Source organism: Delftia sp. BGA-UO-ETr-SB1 (genome assembly GCF_059567865.1).
This window is the reverse complement of sequence record NZ_JCAQOW010000005.1, coordinates 1,655,380-1,677,088: the sequence shown is the minus strand read 5'-3', so window position 1 is coordinate 1,677,088 and position 21,709 is coordinate 1,655,380. Positions and strand designations below refer to the sequence as shown.

Annotated in this window: 18 protein-coding genes; 8 read left to right on the top strand and 10 right to left on the bottom strand. The window is 65.9% G+C overall.

What is annotated here, in order from left to right:
• Positions 1 to 4: 4 nt before the first annotated feature.
• Genes AC57B5_RS17765 through AC57B5_RS17750 form a run of 4 tightly spaced genes read right to left on the bottom strand, consistent with a single transcriptional unit; the run spans position 5 to position 7,722 of the window.
• Positions 5 to 634 (bottom strand): response regulator transcription factor, encoded by a 630-nt coding sequence (locus AC57B5_RS17765; protein ID WP_012202778.1) that lies wholly within the window; start codon positions 632 to 634, stop codon positions 5 to 7.
• Positions 635 to 650: 16 nt separating this feature from the next.
• The gene (locus AC57B5_RS17760) at positions 651 to 2,738 is read right to left on the bottom strand and encodes a two-component system sensor histidine kinase NtrB (RefSeq protein ID WP_496400026.1); all 2,088 of its coding nucleotides are present in this window, start codon (positions 2,736 to 2,738) and stop codon (positions 651 to 653) included.
• 26 nt (positions 2,739 to 2,764) lie between these two features.
• Positions 2,765 to 3,580 carry a carbon-nitrogen hydrolase family protein gene (locus AC57B5_RS17755; protein ID WP_496400025.1) on the bottom strand — a complete coding sequence of 272 codons (816 nt, stop codon included), beginning with the start codon at positions 3,578 to 3,580 and terminating at the stop codon, positions 2,765 to 2,767.
• Positions 3,577 to 7,722: a YhdP family protein gene (locus tag AC57B5_RS17750; RefSeq protein WP_496400024.1), complete on the bottom strand. Its 4,146-nt coding sequence runs from the start codon at positions 7,720 to 7,722 to the stop codon at positions 3,577 to 3,579. Before AC57B5_RS17750 ends, AC57B5_RS17755 begins: the two co-directional genes overlap by 4 nt.
• A gap of 133 nt (positions 7,723 to 7,855) precedes the next feature.
• On the opposite strand from AC57B5_RS17750, the gene glnE reads away from it, so the two are divergent.
• A complete protein-coding gene (gene glnE, locus AC57B5_RS17745) occupies positions 7,856 to 10,600 on the top strand; it encodes a bifunctional [glutamate--ammonia ligase]-adenylyl-L-tyrosine phosphorylase/[glutamate--ammonia-ligase] adenylyltransferase (RefSeq protein ID WP_034389764.1) in 2,745 nt (914 codons plus the stop codon).
• 373 nt (positions 10,601 to 10,973) lie between these two features.
• Here glnE and AC57B5_RS17740 read toward each other — a convergent pair whose 3' ends face one another.
• Positions 10,974 to 11,594 (bottom strand): glutathione S-transferase family protein, encoded by a 621-nt coding sequence (locus AC57B5_RS17740; protein ID WP_013804599.1) that lies wholly within the window; start codon positions 11,592 to 11,594, stop codon positions 10,974 to 10,976.
• Between the two features lie 115 nt (positions 11,595 to 11,709).
• Between AC57B5_RS17740 and purB the strand changes: the two genes are divergently transcribed.
• The 3 genes from purB to AC57B5_RS17725 are packed head-to-tail and all read left to right on the top strand — an operon-like array spanning position 11,710 to position 14,761.
• The gene (gene purB, locus AC57B5_RS17735) at positions 11,710 to 13,089 is read left to right on the top strand and encodes an adenylosuccinate lyase (protein WP_492906024.1); all 1,380 of its coding nucleotides are present in this window, start codon (positions 11,710 to 11,712) and stop codon (positions 13,087 to 13,089) included.
• 4 nt (positions 13,090 to 13,093) lie between these two features.
• Positions 13,094 to 14,173 (top strand): acyltransferase family protein, encoded by a 1,080-nt coding sequence (locus AC57B5_RS17730; RefSeq protein WP_496400023.1) that lies wholly within the window; start codon positions 13,094 to 13,096, stop codon positions 14,171 to 14,173.
• A 27-nt stretch (positions 14,174 to 14,200) separates the two neighbouring features.
• Complete coding sequence (locus AC57B5_RS17725) at positions 14,201 to 14,761, top strand: YaeQ family protein (RefSeq protein ID WP_012202786.1); 561 nt, start codon at positions 14,201 to 14,203, stop codon at positions 14,759 to 14,761.
• A gap of 25 nt (positions 14,762 to 14,786) precedes the next feature.
• On the opposite strand, the gene AC57B5_RS17720 is transcribed toward AC57B5_RS17725, so the two are convergent.
• The 3 genes from AC57B5_RS17720 to AC57B5_RS17710 form a co-directional block, all read right to left on the bottom strand.
• Positions 14,787 to 15,500: a hypothetical protein gene (locus tag AC57B5_RS17720; RefSeq protein ID WP_013804596.1), complete on the bottom strand. Its 714-nt coding sequence runs from the start codon at positions 15,498 to 15,500 to the stop codon at positions 14,787 to 14,789.
• Between the two features lie 140 nt (positions 15,501 to 15,640).
• On the bottom strand, positions 15,641 to 15,775 hold the full coding sequence (locus tag AC57B5_RS17715; protein ID WP_260263915.1) for a hypothetical protein: 135 nt from the start codon (positions 15,773 to 15,775) through the stop codon (positions 15,641 to 15,643).
• Between the two features lie 131 nt (positions 15,776 to 15,906).
• A complete protein-coding gene (locus tag AC57B5_RS17710; protein ID WP_012202788.1) occupies positions 15,907 to 16,338 on the bottom strand; it encodes a DUF3717 domain-containing protein in 432 nt (143 codons plus the stop codon).
• 511 nt (positions 16,339 to 16,849) lie between these two features.
• On the opposite strand from AC57B5_RS17710, the gene AC57B5_RS17705 reads away from it, so the two are divergent.
• The 3 genes from AC57B5_RS17705 (at position 16,850) to AC57B5_RS17695 (ending at position 18,684) form a co-directional block, all read left to right on the top strand.
• Positions 16,850 to 17,590: a TerC family protein gene (locus AC57B5_RS17705; RefSeq protein ID WP_012202789.1), complete on the top strand. Its 741-nt coding sequence runs from the start codon at positions 16,850 to 16,852 to the stop codon at positions 17,588 to 17,590.
• Between the two features lie 135 nt (positions 17,591 to 17,725).
• On the top strand, positions 17,726 to 18,184 hold the full coding sequence (locus AC57B5_RS17700) for a hypothetical protein (protein ID WP_496400022.1): 459 nt from the start codon (positions 17,726 to 17,728) through the stop codon (positions 18,182 to 18,184).
• Between the two features lie 152 nt (positions 18,185 to 18,336).
• Complete coding sequence (locus tag AC57B5_RS17695) at positions 18,337 to 18,684, top strand: phage holin family protein (protein WP_012202791.1); 348 nt, start codon at positions 18,337 to 18,339, stop codon at positions 18,682 to 18,684.
• Here the strand turns inward: AC57B5_RS17695 and AC57B5_RS17690 are convergent.
• Complete coding sequence (locus AC57B5_RS17690; protein WP_496400021.1) at positions 18,658 to 20,283, bottom strand: M48 family metalloprotease; 1,626 nt, start codon at positions 20,281 to 20,283, stop codon at positions 18,658 to 18,660. The genes AC57B5_RS17695 and AC57B5_RS17690 overlap by 27 nt on opposite strands.
• A 154-nt stretch (positions 20,284 to 20,437) precedes the next feature.
• Between AC57B5_RS17690 and moaC the strand changes: the two genes are divergently transcribed.
• Positions 20,438 to 20,911: a cyclic pyranopterin monophosphate synthase MoaC gene (gene moaC / locus AC57B5_RS17685; protein ID WP_496400020.1), complete on the top strand. Its 474-nt coding sequence runs from the start codon at positions 20,438 to 20,440 to the stop codon at positions 20,909 to 20,911.
• Positions 20,912 to 20,941: 30 nt separating this feature from the next.
• Here moaC and tfpZ read toward each other — a convergent pair whose 3' ends face one another.
• Entirely contained in the window at positions 20,942 to 21,703 is a 762-nt protein-coding gene (gene tfpZ / locus AC57B5_RS17680) for a TfpX/TfpZ family type IV pilin accessory protein (protein WP_496400019.1), read from the bottom strand.
• Positions 21,704 to 21,709 lie beyond the last annotated feature (6 nt).

Below are 21,709 nucleotides of genomic sequence, written 5' to 3'. Positions count from 1 at the left end.
GATGTCAGCCGTGCGTGCGCAGCAGGTTGGCCAGTTCCACGGCCGACTTGACCTGCATCTTGTCGAAGACGCGCGCGCGGTGGACTTCGACGGTGCGCACGCTGATGTCCAGCTGGTCGGCGATGAGCTTGTTGGGAATGCCTTCCACCACCAGCCGCATCACGTCGCGCTCGCGCTCCGTCAATTCGTTGAAGCGCGCACGCACGGCCTCGCGAGCGCGGGTCTCGGCCTGGTGCTGGGCTGACAGTTCCAGCGCCTGCTCGATGCGGTCCACAAGCGCGTTGTCCGAAAAGGGCTTCTCGCAGAAATCGAAGGCGCCGCGCTTGACCGTGTCCACGGCCGTGGGCACGTCGGCATGGCCGGTCAGGAAGATCACGGGCATGCCCGCGATCTGGTTGCGCTCCAGCATGAGGTTGAACAGCGCCAGCCCGCTCATGCCGCCCATGCGCATGTCCAGCAGCAGGCAGCAGGGATTGCGTGGTGGCGGGCGCGACTGCAGCATGGCGTCGAAGGCCTCTGCGCTGTCATAGCATTCGCTGAGCAGGCGGCGCGAGCGCAGCAGCCAGGCCAGCGCTTCGCGTACATCGGTGTCGTCATCGACGATGTAGACGGTGGCGTCGGGTACAGGTTCCATGGGCCTATTGTTCCATCTATGGTTCCACCTGTGCCGGGTTGTGGGTCGGCAGCGTGAAGGCGAAGACGGTTCCGCGCGGGCTGTGCGGGCTGTGCTGCAGGTGGCCGCCATGCTGTTCGACCACGGTGCGGCACAGGCTCAGGCCCAGGCCCATGCCCTCGTTGCGCGTGGTGAAGAAGGGCGTGAACAACTGCTCCGCCACATGCTTGGGGATGCCGCTGCCGCAGTCGATGACGGCGAATTCCACCCAGCTGCGGCGCGTGCTGGCGGCCGCACGCCGCACGCGCAACTGCAGTTCGCGGTCCACGGTCTCGGGCGAGTCCATGGCCTGCATGCCGTTGCGCGCCAGGTTGAGCAGCACCTGCTCGATCATGGTCGGATCGCAGAGCACGGGCGACAGGCCGGGCTCGATGTCGGTGGTCACGCGCACGCCCAGGTTGCGCGCCTGCAGGCTGACCAGCGGCAGCACGGCGTCTATGAGTTCGGCGGCACCTATGACTTCGCGTGACTGGTCGCGCCGCCGCACGAAGTCGCGCACGCTCTTGATCACGCGGCCTGCACGGTCGGCCTGGAAGCTGATGCGCTCCATGGCCATGCGCAAGTCCTGCAACTGCTGGCGCAGATGGGCTTCGTTGCCGGCGCTGCCTGCCGCACCGTCGTCGCTGCCCAGCATGTTCAGCGATCCCGTGGCGTAGCTGGAGATGGCCACCAGCGGCTGGGTGAGTTCATGGCTGAGCAGCGATGCCATTTCGCCCACGGTGGCCAGGCGGGCCGTGGCCTGCAGGCGCTCTTGCGAGGCGCGCGAGATCTCTTCCATGCGCTTTTGCTCGCTGATGTCGATGAAGGCGCTCATCCAGCCCGTGTGCTGGCCCTGGGCGTTGATCAGCGGCGCCTCGAAGATCAGCACCGGAATGCGTGTGCCGTCCTTGCGCATGAAGATGCTTTCGTGGCCCTCGCGCGGCGGCGGTGCGTTGCCGGACAGGCGGTTGTCACGCCGGCGCGCGTAGATTTCGGCGCGCTCGGGCGGCCAGTAGGGCGCGATGCTCAGGCCCAGCAGCTCCTCGGCCGTGAAGCCCACCATGTTGCAGAAGGCCGGATTCACATAGCTGATGCGGCCCTGCAGGTCGCGCGCGCGCAGGCCCGTGACCAGCGAGTCCTCCATGGCCTTGCGAAAGGCCAGCGCATCGCCCAGGTCGCGCTCGGCACGCAGGCGGCGGCGGTTGTCGCGCACCAGCACGGCGACCACGGAGACCAGGGCGATGGACATCAGCGTCACCAGGGCCGTGAGCACGTTGGGGAACACGCTGGGCGCGCGGTGCCAGCTGTCCATGCGCAGCACCAGGGTGCTGCCGGGCAGGTCCAGCAGCTGCTGCGCCGTGAACATGCGCGTGCCGCGCCAGGAGGCGCCCAGCAGGGCCAGGCGCGTGCCGTCGGGCTCGGTGAAGGACACTTCCTGGGTGCGCGGCAGGTTCTTGCTGACCTGGGTGATCAGCAGGCTTTGCAGGCTGTAGGTGCCGATGACGAAGCCGATGATGTGGCCGCTTTGCGTCAGCGGCAGGCAGACCTCCATCATCTCCGTGCCCAGGCCCTCGGCCAGCAGCTGGAAGTAGCTGGGCGAGTAGGCGGGGCCGTTGAGGCGGCGCGCGTGCGTGCAGGTCAGCACGGCCTCGGGGTGGGTGTTGTTCGTGCGCAGCTGGTCTTCCCACTGCACGTTGCGATAGGGGGTCTCGGCATGGGAGCGGATCTGCAGCCCCGCGTCGCGCCACTCGATGCGCATCAGCTCGCGGCGCACCTGCAGCAGCTCGGCGGCGCGGGTCTTCCATTCGGCGGGCTCGTTGTCGGGCGCGTTCAGCGCCTGCAGGTCCTGCAGGTTGCGGTTGAGCGCGGCGCGTATGTCGGCCACGGCATTGGCCGTGTCGCGCTCCAGCTTGTCCTGGACCTGGGAGGCCTCGTAGCGCCCGGCCAGCCAGACCATGGTGACGAGCATGCTCAGGACCAGGGCGACCAGCAGGCTCCACAGCGACCAGCGGCGCCAGGCCGTGCGCCAGCGGCGCCAGGGCCAGCGGCCTTCGGGCATGGACGACATCGGTGACATGGCCGGCATGGGCGGCATTGGCGGGTGCGGTGGATTCACAGGACGCGGTGCTCCAGGGCCGGCAGCTGGCGGCGCACATGCGCCAGACGCTCGCGTGTGATCTCGCCCAGCACCACGCCGGCACCCTCGGCCTGCTGCGCCAGCACCATGCCCCAGGGATCGGCCAGCAGGCTGTGGCCCCAGGTACGGCGGCCGTTTTCATGGTGGCCGCCCTGGGCGGGTGCCAGCAGGTAGGCCTGGTTTTCTATGGCGCGGGCGCGCAGCAGCACTTCCCAGTGCGCCAGCCCCGTGATGTGGGTGAATGCGGCGGGCACCAGCAGCAGGTCGGCGCCCTGCTCGGCAAGGCGGCGGTACAGCTCGGGAAAACGCAGGTCGTAGCACACGCTCAGACCCAGGCGCCAGGTCTCGCCCTCGCGCGAGGTGATGTCGCAGGTCACGGGCGTGTGGCCCGCCTGGACCACGGCGGCTTCCGTGTAGCGCTCGCGTCCGTTGTCGTAGTGGAACAGGTGGATCTTGTCGTAGCGCGCCACGCATTCGCCCTGGGGCGAGAACACCAGGGAGCTGTTGAGCACATGGGCATCGTCATCGGCCACCAGGGGCAGGGTACCGCCGACGATCCACAGCTGCAGCTCGCGTGCTGAGCGGCGCAGGAAGTCCTGGATGGGGCCTGCGCCGAAGCTCTCGCGGTAGGCCAGCTTGTCGGTGTCGCGCAGGCCCATGGCGCAGAAATACTCGGGCAGGGCCGCGAGTTCGGCCCCCTGGTCGCGCGCCTGGCGCAGCAGTGCCAGCGCCTGGTCGAGGTTGGCGCGCACATCGGGTTCCGACACCATTTGCAGGGCTGCGATTTTCATGGGTTCTCTCCTGAAGAAGCGGGCTCGGTGGCGCCGGAAGGCGTGCTGGCGGGGCTGTTGGCGGCAGGATCGGAGGGTGTCGTGGCCCGGCGCCGTGGCAGGGCCGTGACCTGGGGCTCGTCCCAGCTGCCGTCGATGCGGAATTCCTTGGTGGCCGCCGCGATCAGCGGGCCGCGCAGCAGCACCTGCGCCAGGAAGCTGCCCAGGCCGACCACGGGGTTGATGGCCGTGGCCACCAGGGAGGCCGTCATGGCATTGATCTCGGGCACCACCACCACATGCAGATTCTGCGTCTCCTGGACCAGGTCGGCCGTGCCCTCCATCAGCACGGCGGCGTTGACGCCCTTCATCTGCATGTTGTTGGTGCGCGCCACGCCGTCGGTGATCTGCACGTCGCCGCGCATGAAGTCGAAGGCGAAGCCGTTGCTGAATACATCGCGGAAATCCAGGGTCAGCCGGCGGGGCAGCGCCTGCAGGCTGAGCACGCTCAGCAGCTTGGCCAGGCCCGGCTCGGCCTTGAGGAACTGGCCGGTCTGCACATCCAGGTGCATGGAGCCAGAGAGGCTGCGGAAGTCGGGCGTGATGGGCGAGCCCGTCCAGCCCGCCGATCCCTGCAGCACGCCCTTGCCGTTGCCCACCACGCCGGGCATATCGAAGCGCGTGAGCAGCTTGCCCACATCGCGCAGGTCCAGCTGGAACTGCAACTGGCTGCGCCCCGGGTGCTCGGACTGGCCCTGGGGCAGGCGCCACTGGCCGCTGGCCGTCAGTGTGGCCTCGGGCGTGGCAATGTTGAAGCGCGACAACTGCCATTCGCGCGCCGCCGCATCGCCGGGAACGGGGCGGTTGCGGGCCTCCACTTCCAGGCGGCCCAGGGCGTGGCCTGACAGGTGCATGTCGTCCACCACGATCTGCAGGGCCGGCAACTGGCGCGGCCCCTCGCTGAACAGGGCATCCACGCGGTCGGATTTGGCCTCGGGCACCGTCAGGCGCGACAGCCGGGCCACCAGCTGCCCTTCGGGCTGGGCATCCGTGCCTTCGCGAAAGCCCACGTAGCCGTCAAGCTCCTGGGAGGCGAGGTTGCTGTGCCACGAGCCGCCATCGCGCGATATCCCCGCCACCACGTCGTGCAGCTGCCGCCCCTTGGCCTGCAGCTGCTTGACGCGCAGGGTCAGCCGGTCGGGGAGGTACTCGCGCGCAGGGTCCGCGGCATCGGCGGGCTCCGGCTTGGCGCCGCTGGACTGCGGCGCCAGTGCCAGCCAGTCGTCGAGATTGAACAGCGGCAGCTGCACGTGGGCCTGCACGCCCTGGCCCGAAGTGGAGGCCGTGCCCGCTTCCTGGCCGATGAGGATGCTGCCGTGCAGCACACGGCTGTGCTTGCCACTGATGTCGCGCTCATAGAACACCGAGCCCGTATCGCCCAGTTGCACGCTGATCTGGTCGCGCAGCGGGGCATCGGGCGAGGTGAAGCTGGCGGGTGCGAGCTGGTGGCTCACGTTCAATGGCTGGATGGACTCCGCCGCCTTGCCCAGCGGGGCGGGCAGGTTGATGCGCATGCCTTGCAGGCTGGACTGGACCTGGATTTCGGGTGTTCCGCGCCGCACCTTCAGCAGCAGGGAATAGGGCGACTGGCCTTCGGCATGGCGGGCCAGGTCGGCCACCCAGCCCAGCTCCCTGGCTTCGCGCAGCCCCTGTGCCGTGGCCGTGCCCTGCACGCGCACCTTGACGGAGGATTCGGTGGCCGGCGCATTGCGCGCCAGCGCCTGCATGCCGCCATCGGCGCGCAGCTCACCGCCCAGCGCGCGCGCCTGCAGGCCGGCCAGCGAGAAGCCGGTTTCGGAGAACTTGACGGCCCCGCGCAGCTGGCTCAGATGGGGCGTCTGATCATCGAGCTGCAGTGAGTTGCCCGCCAGCGTGACCTGTCCAGACACCTTGCTGCGGTCCAGATGGTCGATGGGCAATTGCAGCTGCAGGGCCAGTTGCGCGGCGCCCGTGGCCTCGCTGCCGTCCAGCACGTGCCCGGTCAGCGCCGACAGGGCCGAGGTCTTGACCACGCCCAGCATGTCGGCCAGCGGGCCCTGGCCCTTGGCGGTCACGGCCACCTCGGTGTGGCCCAGGTTGGGAATGCTGGCCTGGATGTCGCGCATCTGCAGCTGCGGGTAGCCCGCGAACTCGCCGCGTGCATTGCGCACGGCCATCGATGAACGGTCGAAGACCAGCTCACCCGACAGATCGACCAGGGCCGGCCAGGGCGCCTCGCCATGCGTGAGCAGATGGGGCGGCACATATTCATAGTGCACGTCATGCAGCTTGGCAGCGATATGGAACTCGCCCTGGCTCGGCTTTTCGGCCGGCACGTGGTCCAGGTGGCCGCGCACCTTGAAGTTCACCGTGCTTGCGCGCCCGGCGTGGATGGCCTCTCGCACGTAGTGGCGCGCATCGGCGGGGATTTCCAGCGGCAGGTAGCGGTGCACGCGCGTGCCGTCGGCGTTGCGCAACTGGCCCTGCAGGTCCAGCACGCCCGGAAAGCGCGGGTGCTTGTCGCTGCCGTCGCCGGTGTGCCATTGCGCACGGGCCTCGCCCTCGGTGTCATCGTTGGCAAAGCGCAGGCTGGGCACCTGCACGCTGATGGCCTGTCCGCGCAACTGCCAGCGCAGGCTGGCCTGCAGGCGGTGCAGCGGGATCTCGGGTTCCTCGAAGACGCCAGGAAAGGACAGCGCAGCCGGCTGCTGCCCCGTGCCCTCCATCTCCAATTGCGCCTGTCCGCCGTCCTGGTCCAGCGAGAAGCGCGCGTTCAGGCCCTTGATGCCGGGCATGCCCGGCTTCGTGGGGCCTTCGGACGATGCCACGCCGTCGATCGACAGCTGCTGCAGCTCGCCGCTGGCCTTGTACTGCTGCAAGGACTCCAGCGGACCGCGCCAGCTTCCCTGGAACTGGCGCAGCTGGCCGGCCGGGGCCATGTCGGCCAGATGGCGCTGCAGCTGCTCGGGCAGCGGCAGGCGCTGGCCCAACTGGGCAAGGATGGCCAGGTCAATCCCATCGGCCTGGAACTCGCCCTGCTCGCCCAGCGCCCCCTGCGTGCTGGCGCCCGCAGGGTTGTAGCGCGCACGCAGGTTGCCAGCCGGCCAGTGCAGGCCGTCACCCGTGGAGAACTCCAGGTTCTGCGCAGCGAAGCGCCAGCCGTCCTGGTGCTGCACGCTCAGCCTGCCCGTCAGCGCCTGCAGTTGCAGCGGCTCCAGGTTTTCGCGCCACTGCAGTTGCAGCGCATTCACCGCCACATCGGCCATGGCGCCCACGGGCTGGCCCTGGCGCAGGTCGATCCAGGCGCGCAGTGCGCCCCGGCCCTGCTGCAGGCGCAGGTCGGACGTATCCATGTACTGCCCGAGCCGGGACAGGTCGATCTGCGTGAACATCGCATGGGCCTGTCCGCTCCAGCGCTGCCAGTTGCCCTCGTGCGTGGACAGCAGCGGCTCGCGAAACAGGCCGGCGAGCATGAAGCGCTCGCCCCAGCCTTCGGGCGGCGTGGCATCCAGGCGGATTCCGTGGCTCCAGCCCTTGTTGCGCAGCACCATGTCCACATCGCGCAAGGCCAGCGGCGGTGCCTGGCGCAGTTCGTCCACCCACAGCAGGCTGCCGCCACGCAGGGCCAGCTCGGTCTGGGAAAACAGCCAGTCGGCGGCGGCATTGTCCCCGCCCGATGAAGGGCTGATCTCGATGCCGGCCACGAAGACACGGCCATCGGCCGCACGGCGGACCACGAGTTCGGGGCGGTCGATATAGATCTGCTCCACGCCCAGGCGCATCAGCGAGCGGGCCGAAACGGCTACCACCACGCTGGGCAGGCGCAGGGCGTCCGCGGAGTGTTCTGGGTCTTCGACCACCACGTCGCCCAGCTCGAACCGGGGGACCAGTCCCTCGCTGCGGGCCGTGATGCTGCCTATGCGCACGGGTAGGCCCAGCGTGCGTGAGGCCAGGGATTCCAGCTGAGGACGCCATTCGCCGATTCGCGGCACAATCCAGCCATGGAGCACCCCCCACACGGAGCCCAGGACCAGCCAGAAGGCCAGGACCAGCCCCAGTGACCACCGCGCAAGGCCGGCCATCCAACGGGTCAGGCGTGTGGGGTGCGGTTTCGGTTCGATCATCGGCGGCATCAGCTATGACGGGAATTATGACCGGCACCCTCGGGGACCGGACGGTAACCAAGGGTTGCTGCGATCCCTCTGCGCGTGAGTGGCCGCTTCTTTCGCGTTCCGTATGCAATCCTCAGAGCACGCAATGGCAGACACGGCCTTGAATGTCCCCGCACAGGCCGCCTATTCCCGTTTCCACCAACGGCTGCATCGTCGCTATGGCGACGAGTTGAGCCTGTTGCCGCCGGGCCCGCCCGAGCGCGCCTCCATGGAGCAGGCCCTGTCGGCGCTGCTGGAGCGCGGGCTGGACCTGTCGGCCGCGCTGCGCGTGCTACGCCAGCTGGTCATGGAGCGCACCATGGTGCTCGACTGCGAGCAGCAGGCGCCGCTGGCCGTGGTCACGCGGGCCGTGACCGAGCTGGCCGAGCTGGCGCTGGAGCGCGCCTGCATCCAGGTGCGAGCCGAACTCGATGCGCGCCATGGCGCACCGCAAGGCCCCGAGGGCCGGCCCGTGCAGCTGTGGATCATCGGCATGGGCAAGCTGGGCGCGCGCGAGCTCAATGTCTCCAGCGACATCGACCTGATCTACGTCTACGAGCAGGACGGCGACACGGCCGGCCTGCCTGACGGGCGCGGCGTTCTCTCCAACCATGAGTACTTCGCGCGCGTTGTCAAAGGCATCTATGGCCTGATCGGCGACACCACCGAGCACGGATTCGTGTTCCGCGTGGACCTGGCGCTGCGGCCCAACGGCAACTCGGGGCCGTCGGCTGTCTCGCTGGCCTCGCTGGAAGAGTATCTGCAGACCCATGGCCGCGAGTGGGAGCGCTTCGCCTGGCTCAAGAGCCGGGTGGTGGCGCCCATGGACAGCGTGCGCTCCACGCAGGTGCAGGCGCTGCGCGCCGTGGTCCTGCCCTTCGTCTTTCGCCGCTATCTGGATTACGCGGTCTTCGATGCGCTGCGTTCGCTGCACCGCCAGATCCGCGAGCATGCGGCGCGGCGCAGCGCGGGCCATCCCGGCCGCTCCAATGACGTCAAGCTCTCGCGCGGCGGCATCCGCGAGATCGAATTCACCGTGCAATTGCTGCAGGTGGTGCGTGGCGGCCAGTTCCCCGAGCTGCGCTGCCGCCCCACGCTGGAGGCGCTGGGGCGCCTGGCGCGCGCCGGCCTCATGAGCCAGGAAGTGGCCGACGCCCTGGGCGCGGCCTATACCTTTTTGCGCCGTGTCGAGCACCGCATCCAGTACCTGGACGACCAGCAGACCCATGTGCTGCCCACGCGCGATGACGACCTCGAATGGATTGCGCGCACCATGGGCTTTGCCGATACCTGCGCCTTCCTGCACCAGTTCGACGCCCACCGCGAAAAGGTGGCCGAGGAGTTCGACACCCTGCTCGGCGGCTCGGCCCCGCCGCAATGCAGCGCGGGCCGCTGCAACGGCGCCCGCAGCCCTGCCCAGGGAGGAACGCCGCGCGAGATCGATGGACTCATGGAGCAGTTGCCGCCCGCCCTGGCCGCCCACGTGGCCGACTGGCGCGGCAACGCCCGCATCGCCAACCTGCGCGACGAGGCGCGCAGCCGGCTGTTCCGCCTTGTACAGCGCACGGCGCAATGGGTGGCCGAGCGCAGCGTGCCCGAAGACGCCGCAGTGCGCTTTCTGAACTGGCTGGAGCCGCTGCTGCGCCGCGAAAGCTATCTGGCCCTGCTGCTGGAGCGCCCTGCCGTGCACGAGCGGCTGCTGGACCTGCTGGGCGCGGCGCGCTGGCCCGCGCGCTATCTGCAGCAGCACCCGGGCGTGATCGACGAGCTGGCCAACGACGCCATGCTGGGCGAGCGCTTCTCTCCCATGGATTTCGAGCATGAGCTGGCCCTGCGCCTGGCCGCGCTGCAGACCACGGGCGAGGACGACGACGAAACCCTGCTGAACCTGCTGCGCCGCGCCCACCATGCCGAGGTCTTTCGCACGCTGGCGCGTGATATCGAGGGCCGCATCACGGTCGAGCAGGTGGCGGACGACCTCAGTGCGCTGGCCGACTGCGTGCTGCGTGTGACGGCCAGCTGGTGCTGGAGCCGGCTCAAGAACCGCCACCGCGAGTCGCCGCAATTCGCCATCATTGGCTACGGCAAGCTCGGCGGAAAGGAGCTGGGCTACGGCAGCGACCTGGACATCGTCTTCGTCTTCGATGACGACGACGAGCACGCCTCCGAGATCTATGCCGCCTTTGTGCGCAAGCTCATCAACTGGCTGGCCGTCAAGACGGGCGAGGGCGATCTGTTCGAGATCGACACCGCGCTGCGCCCCAACGGCAACTCCGGCCTGTTGGTCACCAGCTTTGCCTCCTATGCCAACTACCAGCAGCAGCGCGGCAGCAACACGGCGTGGACCTGGGAGCACCAGGCCATGACGCGGGCCCGCTTCGTGCTGGGCAGCGACGATCTGCAGGCCCGCTTCGACGCCGTGCGCGAGGCCGTGATCACCGCGCCGCGCGACGCCGCGGCCCTGCGCGACGAGATCGTGGCCATGCGCGAACGCGTGCGCAGCGCGCATCCGGTGCGCGGCGGCCTCTTCGACGTCAAGCACAGCCCCGGCGGCATGGTCGATGTGGAGTTCGCCGTCCAGTACCTGGTTCTCTCGCAATCGGCCCTGCATCCGGGGCTGATGGCCAATCTGGGCAACATCGCGCTGCTGCAGCGTGCGGAAGAGGCGGGCCTGCTGCCTGCAGGCGTGGGCCAGCAGGCCGCCCGGGCCTACCGTGAACTGCGCCGCCTGCAGCACGTGGCGCGGCTGGACGAGCGGACGGCCCAATTGGTGCCGGGCCAGGCCGAACCGCTCAGTGCGCCGGTCAAGGCCCTGTGGGAAGCGGTTTTCACGGGGGCCGCTCTGGTGTGAGGATGCGGGGAGGGAAGGTGGTCGGCCCTGGCCGACGCCGTCCCGTCAGCATCCATCGAACACGGCCTACAGCAGAATGACGCTCCTCGTCAAAATGTTACATTTTTCCCGCCCCCGACCCCTGGAACTTCTGCAAAAGTAGCTCATCTATTGGACAGGTTGACGAGAGAGGGTATCCAGACCGAATTTCACGTTGCGAAGCCTCTGGGGCCACAGTCCTGAACTGTTCCGCCCGAAGCGCTTCTCCTCCCTCCCTCTCTTTATTCGTTTCGGGATGCTTCGCAACTTTTTTATGCCAGCAAAAAGGCCACCCATCGGGTGGCCTTTTTTGTTGCCGCGGCAGCTGCAGTTGTCGTTGCGAGGGTGACCGGGTTCAGGGCTGGGGCGGGCGTGTGGCCGCAAAGCTGGCGCGTTCCGCCAGCTTGGCCTGCAAGGTGGCCAGATTGGGGTGGTCGGCGCGCCAGTCCAGTTCGGGAAAGCGAAAGTCCAGCCAGCCCAGGGCACAGCCCACGCACACGTCGGCCAGGGTGAAGTGGATGCCGCAGCAATAGGGCTTGTCGCCCAGGCCCTGGGACATCACGTTCAGTGCGGCGCGCACCTTGGCCAGCTGGCGGTCTATCCAGGCCTGGCAACGCTGCTCTTCGCTGCGGCCATCCCAGGTGGCTTCGAGGCGGGCCAGGGCTCCGGCGTCCAGCACGCCATCTGCCAGGGCTTCCCAGGTCTTGATCTCGGCACGCTCGCGGCCTGTGCCGGGGATCAGCTTGCCTACCGGGGAAAGTGTGTCCAGATATTCGACGATCACGCGCGAGTCGAACATGGCATCGCTGCCGTCCATGACCAGGCGCGGCACCTTGCCCAGCGGGTTGCCGGTGCCCGGCGACAGCTCGCGGCTCCAGGGGTTTTCCTCGACGAACTGATAGTCGAGCCTTTTCTCGGCCAGTACGACGCGTACCTTGCGTACGTAGGCGCTGGTGGAGGAACCTATCAGTTTCATGGCTGTTTTCCGTGGCGAAGAGGCGGCCCATGGGCGGGCAGCCGATTCTATGCGCTGCCCGGCGATCTCCCCCTACAGCCCCCGTTTTTGCCGCGCGCACCTACAATCACGGCCCATGAATCTGCCGCACATCTCCGCCCTGTCCCCGCTCGACGGCCGCTACGCCGCCAAACTGTCTCCTCTGCGCCCGATCATGAGCGAGATGGGATACATGCACCGCCGCGTGCAGGTGGAGGTGACCTGGTTCATCGCCCTGTCGGACGCCGGCTTTGCCGAGTTCAAGCCCCTGACCGAAGGCGCCCGCGTCTATTTGCAGGATCTGGTGAAGAACTTCTCCGAGGCCGATGCCGTGGCCATCAAGGACATCGAAAAGACCACCAACCACGACGTCAAGGCCGTGGAGTACTGGATCAAGGGCAAGTTCGACGGCCGTCCCGAACTGCTCAAGGCCGCCGAATTCGTGCATTTCGCCTGCACCAGCGAAGACATCAACAACACCAGCCATGCGCTGCAACTGCGCACCGGTCGTGACAGCGTGCTGCTGCCGGCCTTGACGGGCATCACCGCCAAGCTGCGCGAGATGGCCCACGCCTACGCGGCCGTGCCCATGCTCAGCCGCACGCACGGCCAGACCGCCAGCCCCACCACCGTGGGCAAGGAAATCGCCAACGTGCTGGTGCGTCTGGAAAAGGCCTCTGCCCGCATCGCCGAGGTCAAGCTCCTGGCCAAGATGAATGGCGCCGTCGGCAACTACAACGCCCATCTGTCGGCCTGGCCCGAGTTCGACTGGGAAGCCTTCAGCAAGAAGGTGATCGAGTCGCCCGAGCCCCAGGGCCTGGGCCTGAGCTTCCAGCCCTACTCGATCCAGATCGAGCCGCATGACTACATGGCCGAGCTGTTCGACGCCATCGCGCGCGCCAACACCATCCTCATCGACTTCTCGCGCGATGTCTGGGGCTATGTGTCCCTGGGCTACTTCAAGCAGCGCCTGAAGGCCGGCGAGATCGGCTCGTCCACCATGCCGCACAAGGTCAACCCCATCGACTTCGAGAACGCCGAAGGCAATCTGGGCCTGGCCAACGCCCTGCTCAAGCACCTGGCCGAAAAGCTGCCCATCTCGCGCTGGCAGCGCGACCTGACCGACTCCACCGTGCTGCGCAACATCGGCGTGGCCATGGGCTATGCCACGCTGGCCTACAGCTCGCTGATGACGGGCCTGAACAAGCTCGAACTCAACGAAGAGCGCCTGCAGGAAGACCTGGATCACGCCTGGGAAGTCCTTGCCGAGCCCATCCAGACCGTCATGCGCCGCTACGGCGTGCAGGGCGCCTACGAAAAGCTCAAGGAAGTCACGCGCGGCAAGACCGTGCAGGCCGAAGACCTGCACCGCCTGATCAACGGCCTGGAAATCCCCCAGGCCGACAAGGACCGCCTGCTGGCCATGACGCCTGCCTCCTATGTGGGCAAGGCGGCCGAGCTGGCCCGCCGCGTCTGAGTTGATGCAGGTGATCCCAGGGTCCGAAACTGCCCCGCGCTCCAACAATTTCGATGCCTTCAGGCTGCTGGCAGCCCTGCTGGTCATTTGGAGCCACCAGTTCGCGGTCCTTGGGCGGCCTATCCCGAAGCTGCTTTACGACGAGCCCGGAGCAGTCGGCGTTGTCGTTTTTTTTGCCATCAGCGGCTATCTGGTGATGCTGTCCTGGCTGGCAGATCCACACCTGGGCCGATTCGCGATGCGCAGGGTGTTGCGCATTTGGCCGGGCTTGACTGCTGCCGTGGTCTTGTGTGCGCTGGCACTGGGGCCGCTGGTGAGTTCGCTGTCCTTGGATGCGTATTTCGCGCATCCGCTGACCTGGAGCTATTTCAGCAATCTCTGGCTGCAGACGCGATATGAGCTGCCTGGCGTATTTGAGACGAATGTGCTGCGCACAGCAGTCAACGGCCCGCTGTGGACCATTCCTCTGGAGGTCGGCTGCTATGTGGCGCTGGCCGCGGCGGGCGCTCTGGGCCTGCTGCGTTGGCGTCATACCGCACCCTTGATCTTTGTGGCATTGATGGTGGCACTATGGCGGCGCTACAGCATCGCTCCCGGTGAGCCCATGCCTGAATGGTCGTTCGCGCTGCAGTATGCGATGGTGTTCTCGCTCGGCGCCACGCTGGCATGCTGGCGCCATCTCTGGATCTCCCGGCGGATGCTGGCCCTTGCCTTATTGCTGGCCGGCTGCGTGCTGCTGCATGCCAAAGGACCTCTGATCCTGGTGCTGCAAGCGCCTTTGCTGGCAATGGCCGTGCTCGCGGTGATACTGGGCTCCGCCAGCACACCCCTGCTGCGACAAGCTGGTCGCTTTGGTGATTTGTCTTACGGCCTGTACATTTACGCCTTTCCCGTTCAACAGACAGTGGTCTGGTACTTTTCAGGCCGGATCGGTTTTGGTGCGGCGCTGGCCTGCAGTCTTGTGGGGGCTGGCCTATTGGCGATGCTGTCCTGGCACCTTGTTGAAAAGAAGGCGCTGGCCTTCAAGCCACGCAAGCCGACTGTCTCATCCTCCCTCGATATTCCTGCGCATCTGTCCTCCTGATGGCCATGCGCTGTCCCTGGTTTTCTCATGGCCCTCAAATCCACCATCTTCAAGGCGAACCTGTCCATCGCCGACATCGACCACGGCTACTACGCCGACCATGCGCTGACCCTGGCGCGCCATCCCAGCGAGACGGACGAACGCATGATGGTGCGCCTGGTGGCCCTGGCCCTCAATGCACACCAGCTCAATGACATGTGCAAGGGCGACGGCACGCTGGCGTTTGGCGCAGGCCTGTCCGATCCCGAAGACCCCGATGTCTCGCTGACCGACTTCACGGGCGCCAAGCGCCTGTGGATCGAGGTCGGCCAGCCCGAGGAAAAGCCCATCGCCAAGGCCTGCAACAAATCCGATGCGGTGGTGCTCTACGCCTTCCACCATGCAGCCGAGGTCTGGTGGAAGGGCCTGGAGGGCAAGCTGGCGCGGCTGAACAAGCTGCAGGTCTGGCGCATTCCCTCCGAAACATCCCAATCCCTGGCGGAGCTGGCCGAGCGCAGCATGCAGCTGCAGGCCACCATCCAGGAAGGCGCGTTGACGCTCAGCAGCAACCTGGGCACGGTCTTCATCGAGCCGCTGCGCTGGAAGTAAACGGGCTCCCGCTCAAGTCCCCGTCTCAACCCGGCAACTGCATCCGGACGGCCTGGGCAAAGGACTCCACGGTCCAGCCCGCGCCCAGCAGCATGCGGCGCGTGGACAGGCGGTCCATGACATCGTCCGGCACATTGCGGCCCAGATGGATGAGCGACTTGCTGTCTGCAATGCCCACATATTGGCCGTCATAGCTTCGCGCCAGATGGTTCCACAGGCCGTGGGCACCCGGCGACTGGCGTGCGCCGCTGACCAGGCAGGTGCCTTTGTCCAGCACGCTGCGATACACAGCGCTGGCAATGCCACGCCGCTGGTAGTCCGGAGCAAAGCGCGAATGCGGCGAGCGCACGCGCCGGTCGGTGCGCTTGTCCACCTCGACCAGGCGATTGAACACCGTGTAGCCGGCCAGGCAGCGCCGCTCCATGTCCTCCACGTAGGCAAACCATTCGCCGTCGGCTTCACGCCAGTGCAGCTGGAACTGCGGGTCGTGCAACGGGCGGCGCTCCAGGCCATGGAGCTTGTTGCCGGGCTGGTACAGGCGCTCGTGAATGGCTTCGAGCTCGCCCTCCACCAGCGGCTGCATCACGTCGATGCGCAGCTCGGTGACGTGGCGTGGCGCGCAGCGGGGCAGGGCGCGATGCGCCACGGTATCGCTCAGATGGCGCAGATGGCGCAAGAGCGTGGAAAAAGAGGGGGCGGCAAAAGAGGGTCCGGCTGGGGCAAGGGCTAGACAGGTCACGGCAGGGCTCGCTTCGTCGGCTGGCCTTGAGGCCAGGCAGACGCGTGAAAATCCAACCGCCTTCAGCCTAGGGATGAAGGCGGCGCAAGAAGAGCGGATTCAGTGAAGCGACGCTGCCCGGTTCCGCGCAGGGCAGCGCATCAAGACCGTGCGGCCTGTCGGGGGCCGATGTTCAGTCGTGCCGCATCACGCTCGCGCAGGCGCGCGGCCGTGGCGGGCCAGGCCTTGCCGGCCGGCACGCGCGTCTCGCCCGCATCACGTGCCGTGAGGCGCAAGCAAAGGCGGAGGCAGAGGTGGCTGTGGCGGTAAGCGGCGGTCTGCAGCATGGCGGCCGATGTTAGGCCGTCTGCAACATCGCACTGGTCCGGTGCGGTATCCGGCAGATCAGCCGGCAATCAACCAGCAATCAGCCAGAGTCACGCGATGTGTCCGTGCGCTCGGCCGCACGCTCTGCATAGCGGGTGAAACGCCAGGAGTCGCCCTCTGCCGTGATCCTGCGCCAGACCATCCGCTTTTGTGCCGGTTCCATCGCGGTCCACAGCTGCACTTCGTCAAAGCTGCGGCCGCAGCCCTTGCATCTTTCGTCGCCCTGGCTGGTGGAGCAGATGGCGATGCAGGGCGTATCGGGCGTGGTGTCGTACCAGGCCAGCCAGGCCGCCATGGCGTGCGAGGGAAAGCCCTCAACCTGTACTTCGCTCTCATGCCAGAAGATCATCAGCGCGTACACCTCGGCCAGGGCTCGTACTTCGGGCTGCAGCAGCACGCCGTCCGGGGACGGATGGCGCTCGCGCCAGTAGTTGATGGCGGCTTCGATGTCGGTGATGTGCAGTGCGGTCATGGACGGTCAGGGGGAAGGGACAGCGATGATAAGACGCCTGCCCGCGCGTGACCGGGCATGGCTGCAACACTCCGTTGGCTCAAGGGTTGCTATGGATAGTGAAGCATTTGAGGTAGGCAGATAAATGGTCTGGGGGATGCGCGACTTGCGCTTTCCGTGGAAATGAAGGGTTTTTTCACTTGCGTGCCGTGGCGGCTTTGTGTTGCAATCCACAGGTTCGAAGGGGAGTAGCTCTCTGCCGGCGTGGGTGGTTTTTGCAAAGCCACTGTGCCGGCATCGGAATGGTCGTCAATACGAAGCGCAAGCTTCCGGCCTTCCGGGCTGCGGTGCATACCGCAGCCGAGCAAGACCTTTGATGGACCTGATGACGGTCGATCAATGTGTTCTCCCCTGAGCCAGGCATGTCCTTGCCCGGGTAGGCGCTGCGGCGTTGCATCGGTCTTTCTGTGCCGGTGGGTGTTTCTCCAGGAGGGAGGAGTTCTCGCCGGCCTTACTCAACAGCGAGGACCTTATGGACTTGGACTTTCTGACTCACGCCCCGTTCTGGGTGGCCCTGGGCCAAATCATCATCATCGACATCCTTCTGGGCGGCGACAACGCGGTCGTGATCGCGCTGGCCTGCCGCAAGCTCCCGCCCGAGCAACGCAAGAAGGGCATCATCTGGGGCACGGCGGGTGCCATCATCCTGCGCGTCATCCTGATCGCCTTCGCGATGACATTGCTGGCGCTGCCTTTCCTGAAGTTCGTCGGCGCACTGCTGCTGGTGTGGATCGGCATCAAGCTGATTGCCCCTGATGAAGACGGCCACGACAACATCCAGGGCAGCGACAAGCTGCTGGCCGCCATCAAGACCATCATCGTTGCCGACCTGGTGATGAGCGTGGACAACGTGATCGCCATCGCCGGCGCTGCCCAGAGCTCGGGCGAGCACCAGATGCTGCTGGTCGTGCTGGGCCTGTTGATCTCCATCCCCATCATCGTCTGGGGCTCGCAGCTCGTGATCAAGCTGATGGAGCGCTTCCCCATCATCATCGTGGCCGGCGGCATGCTGCTGGGCTGGATTGCCGGCGGCATGCTGGTCACCGACCCCGTCTTCGCCAATACGGAGAAGTGGGACTGGATGGTCAAGCTGCCCCAGACCGACATGCTCAAGTACGGTGCCAGCGTGTTCGGAGCCCTGCTGGTGCTGGCACTGGGCAAGTACATCGCTTCGCGCCGTCCTGCTCCCAAGGCCGGTGCCCACGGAGCCTGATCCGCTGAAAAGTTGAGGTGGGCGCCGGGTTGGCCCGATGGGCCGCCCGCGCCGATTCGCGACAATCCATGGCAAGGGCGGCCCCGGCCGCCTGCCTCTCCCACTCCCGCAAACCCAGTTCGACAAGGACTTGCTTTGAACCCCATCATCGTCTACGTGGATGACGCTTCCTACGCTCTGCCTCTGGTACAGGCCCTGGCCGCCTCGCCGCAGGCCCAGGCCTCGCACTGGCTGCTGGTGGCCTGCGCGCCGCGCATTACCCACCGGGTCAGCAAATGGGTGAGCCACAGCGCGCGCGAAAGCTGGCGCGGCAAGTGGGCGGACAAGCTGTTCGCCCAATTGCTGCCGGTGTTCGGTGACAGCGCTGGCAGGATCACGCCGGTGCTGGCCAAGGGCCCGCTGGCCGAACTGGTGGCCCAGCTCCAGCAGGAGCACGGCACGGCCCAGATCGTCGATGCACGCCGCCCCAAGCAGGAAGCCCCGGCTCCCGCCGTGGCGCCTGCCGCCCCGTTGGGCCGGCGCTGGAATCTTCCGGGAACGCTGGCGGCCATCGGCGCGCTGATGGGCCTGGTGTTCGAGGAAGCGATGATCTAAAGGCTGGCGTCTGCCTGACCCCTCTGGTCAGGCGATCGCTTTCAGGACGGCATCCCGGAAAAAGGGATGCCGTTTTTCATGGGGTTCTCCGGTCCACGGTTTCCAGTGCGCCGCCTCAACCTGGATCTGCCGGCTGCTGCTATGCTGCCCGCATGAAAATCCTGATCAAATGGCTGCTCAGCGCCGGTGCCCTGCTGGTCGTGGCCTATCTTTATGGTGGCGTGCAGGTCAACAGCTTCAGCTCGGCCATGATCGCGGCGCTGGTCATCGGCCTGCTTAATGCGGTGCTGCGCCCCATCCTCGTGGTGCTGACGCTGCCCGTGACCATCGTGACGGTCGGGCTGTTTCTCTTCGTGGTCAACGGACTGATGTTCTGGGCAGCCTCGGGCCTGCTCAGCGGCTTTCACGTCGCGGGCTTCTGGGCGGCCATGCTGGGCGCGCTCATCTATTCGCTGCTGGGCCTGGCCATCGAATCACTTCTCGCGCGCCTGTTCCCTTAGCAGCTCCTCCACGGCACGCAGCCGCGTGTCCACGATGGAGGCTTCGATGAAATCCACCTTGGGCCCACCCTTGCGGGCCAGGTCCTGCGCGGCCTTGAAACGGTCCACTGCCGCCGCGTAGTCGTAGTGCGCGACCTGGGCCTCGGCCTCGGCGCGCAGCGCGCGCAACTCCTGGCCCTGGGCTCGCTGCACCTGGGCCAGCAACTGCCAGGCGCTGGCATCACGCGGGTGGTCCGTCACCCAGGTCTGCAGCGGGCCCGCCATGCTGGCAGCGCCTTGCTCGCGCAGCAGGATCTGGGTGCGCATCAGCAGCTCGGGCCGGCGCACCGCGCGGCTTTCGACCACATTGACGGTGGCCAGACTGGGGCCGCTTTCCGTTGTCTTGGCGGGGATGGATTCCGTGGGATTGGGCTGGGCAGGCGCAACTGCCGGCAGATAGAGCGGTGGCAACGCCTGCAACGCGGCGCCGGGCTTGCCGGCCGTCAGCTCCAGTTCGGCCTGCAGCAGCCTGGCCTGCCGCTGGGCGCCGGCATCTGCGGCGGTTGCCACTTGAAGCCGCCCGGACATTTCCCGCGCTTCGGCCCAATCACGCAATTGCACGGCGCTCAGCGTGGCGGCATATAGCTGCGCCACCTGCTGGGTTTGGGTTTGGCTGCCAAAGCTGGTGGAGCGCGGCTGCTCGGCCCACTGGCGCAGCACATCCACGCCGGGGCGCGACAGCACGCGGGCCCGTGCGGCCATCATCACGTGTTCCAGGGATGGTGCTGGCGCAGGCGCAACGCCACGCGGCAGGCGCGAATGCATGTCGGCCATGCGTTCCGTGGTCAGCGGATGGCTGCGCAGATAGGGCCAGCTGCCGTTGTCATTCAGGCGGTTGGCCTGCTGCAGCTTGTCGAACATGGTCACAAAGCCCTGCGGCGCGAACCCTGCAGGCGCCATCAGCCCGTAGCCCATGCGGTCGGCCTCGCGCTCCATGTCGCGAGAGAAATTGAGCTGGTTCTGCACGGCCAGCGCCTGGCCACCCATCATCATGGCCATGGCAGCATCGGGGCTGCGGCTGGCAGCAAGCGCGCCCAGAATCATCGAGCCGATCATCAGCGGCGTCTGCTTGCCCTGTTGGGCAATGAGTCGCGCGATATGGCGCTGGGTGACGTGGCTCAGCTCGTGTGCCAGCACCGATGCCAGCTCGTCGCGCGTGCTGACCACGCCGATCAGGCCCAGGTGCACCCCCAGATAGCCGCCGGGCAGCGCAAAGGCGTTGACCGATCGGTCCCGCCCCAGCAGGATCTCCCAGGCAAAGCGCTCTTCCAGCTCATCCGACAGCTCGCCACGCGTGCGTGCCGCATCGACCAGATGCTGCCAGATGCCTTCCACATACTCCTGCAGTACCGCATCGTCGATGTAGTCCGGATCGCGGTACAGCGAGCGGATGATGCGGTCACCCAACCGCCGCTCGTCACTGGTCGTCGTGGCCGCGCCGTCGCCCAGCGTGGGTAGGCGCAACTGGGCCTGTGCCGGTGTATGCGTTGCGATGGTGAGAGAGGCCGCCAGCAACTGCAGGCCGACGGCGATACGTGTCTTCAGGCGTGATGGGCGCATGGGCAGGTAGGAGGCCAGAAGGCCGGGCCCTGCACCTTGATGCCGGGCGGTGGAACACCCCACTATGATGCCTCGGTTCGCCGAACGTTCATGGCGCGTTCGACCTGCGTGTCAGGACTGCCATGGGCCGGTCAGTGCATTTTCAGGAGTTTCCATGTCTTCCCTCACCCATTTCGATGCCCAGGGCCAGGCCCACATGGTCGATGTCGGCGCCAAGCCGGCAACCCACCGCATCGCGGTCGCCGAAGGCCGCATCACCATGCAGCCCGCCACGCTGGCCATCATCCAAGGTGGCACCGCCAAGAAGGGCGACGTGCTGGGCATTGCGCGCATCGCCGGCATCATGGCTGCCAAGAAGACCAGTGACTTGATTCCGCTTTGTCATCCGCTGGCGTTGACGCGGGTGGCAGTGGAGTTTGATTCGTTGCCAGATGTATCTTCCATTCGTTGCGTGGCTACCGTGGAAACGGTGGGGCCTACCGGGGTCGAAATGGAGGCTCTGACAGCTGTGCAGGTGGCGCTGCTCACGGTCTATGACATGTGCAAGGCGGTGGACAAGTCAATGGTGATGGAGGGGGTGAGGGTGCTGGAAAAGCACGGGGGGAAGACGGGAAGTTTTGTCGCCTGAACTCCCTGTGCTTGCTGGAGGTCCATTTATTTAAAATGGGTCAAACGCAAAAAATCCAACAGGCACCGCTGTTCTGTTATCTAGAATTGCCGTCCATGTTTTTTTTCGAGAGAGCAGTGGTAGATAAGATAATTGCCCCGCAGGTAATCCTGTTTCGTTGATGGCTTTCTCGATAACTGTAGTACTGGCAGGGAAGCGATCTTTTAGCTCGTCCAATGATTTTGCGGATCGTAGTATTTCATCTTTTGCCAAGAGATACTCTTGCCATAGTTGTGGTTGTGCGGCTTGCGGCACCCCATTCATTGCGAGAAGCGTTGAATCAATGACTTCGGACTTATTCAAGGGGCGTAGTGAGAGCAGCACCGGACCTTTCAAAGGAAGAGCGCGAAACTGTTCTGGGGCTTGCTTGAGTGTTTCCTGGTCGATATCTGTTGCATGCACGACGGAGAAACGCTGATACTCAAAAACTAAATATATAGGACGTGCATTGTAGACAGTCCAACCGCCATAGAACAGTGCGAATAGTTGAAGTGTTCCAACAATAATTAGATCTGTCCTTAATTCTCTGAAGGGTTTTCTTTTGTCGAATACCACCAATGTGATTAATGGTCCTATGACGACATCAACAAAAATGATGATGAGAAATAAATCGCGCCCTCCAGAGATCTCTCTGTAAGGATATGGATACCATAGAAAGAACAGTAAAAAAGCCAGAATGCTTGCTATTGCAATGCAGATTAATAAATGGATGCTGCTGGCTCGTGCTTTATCTTTCCAATTGATCGAGTTCATTTTTAT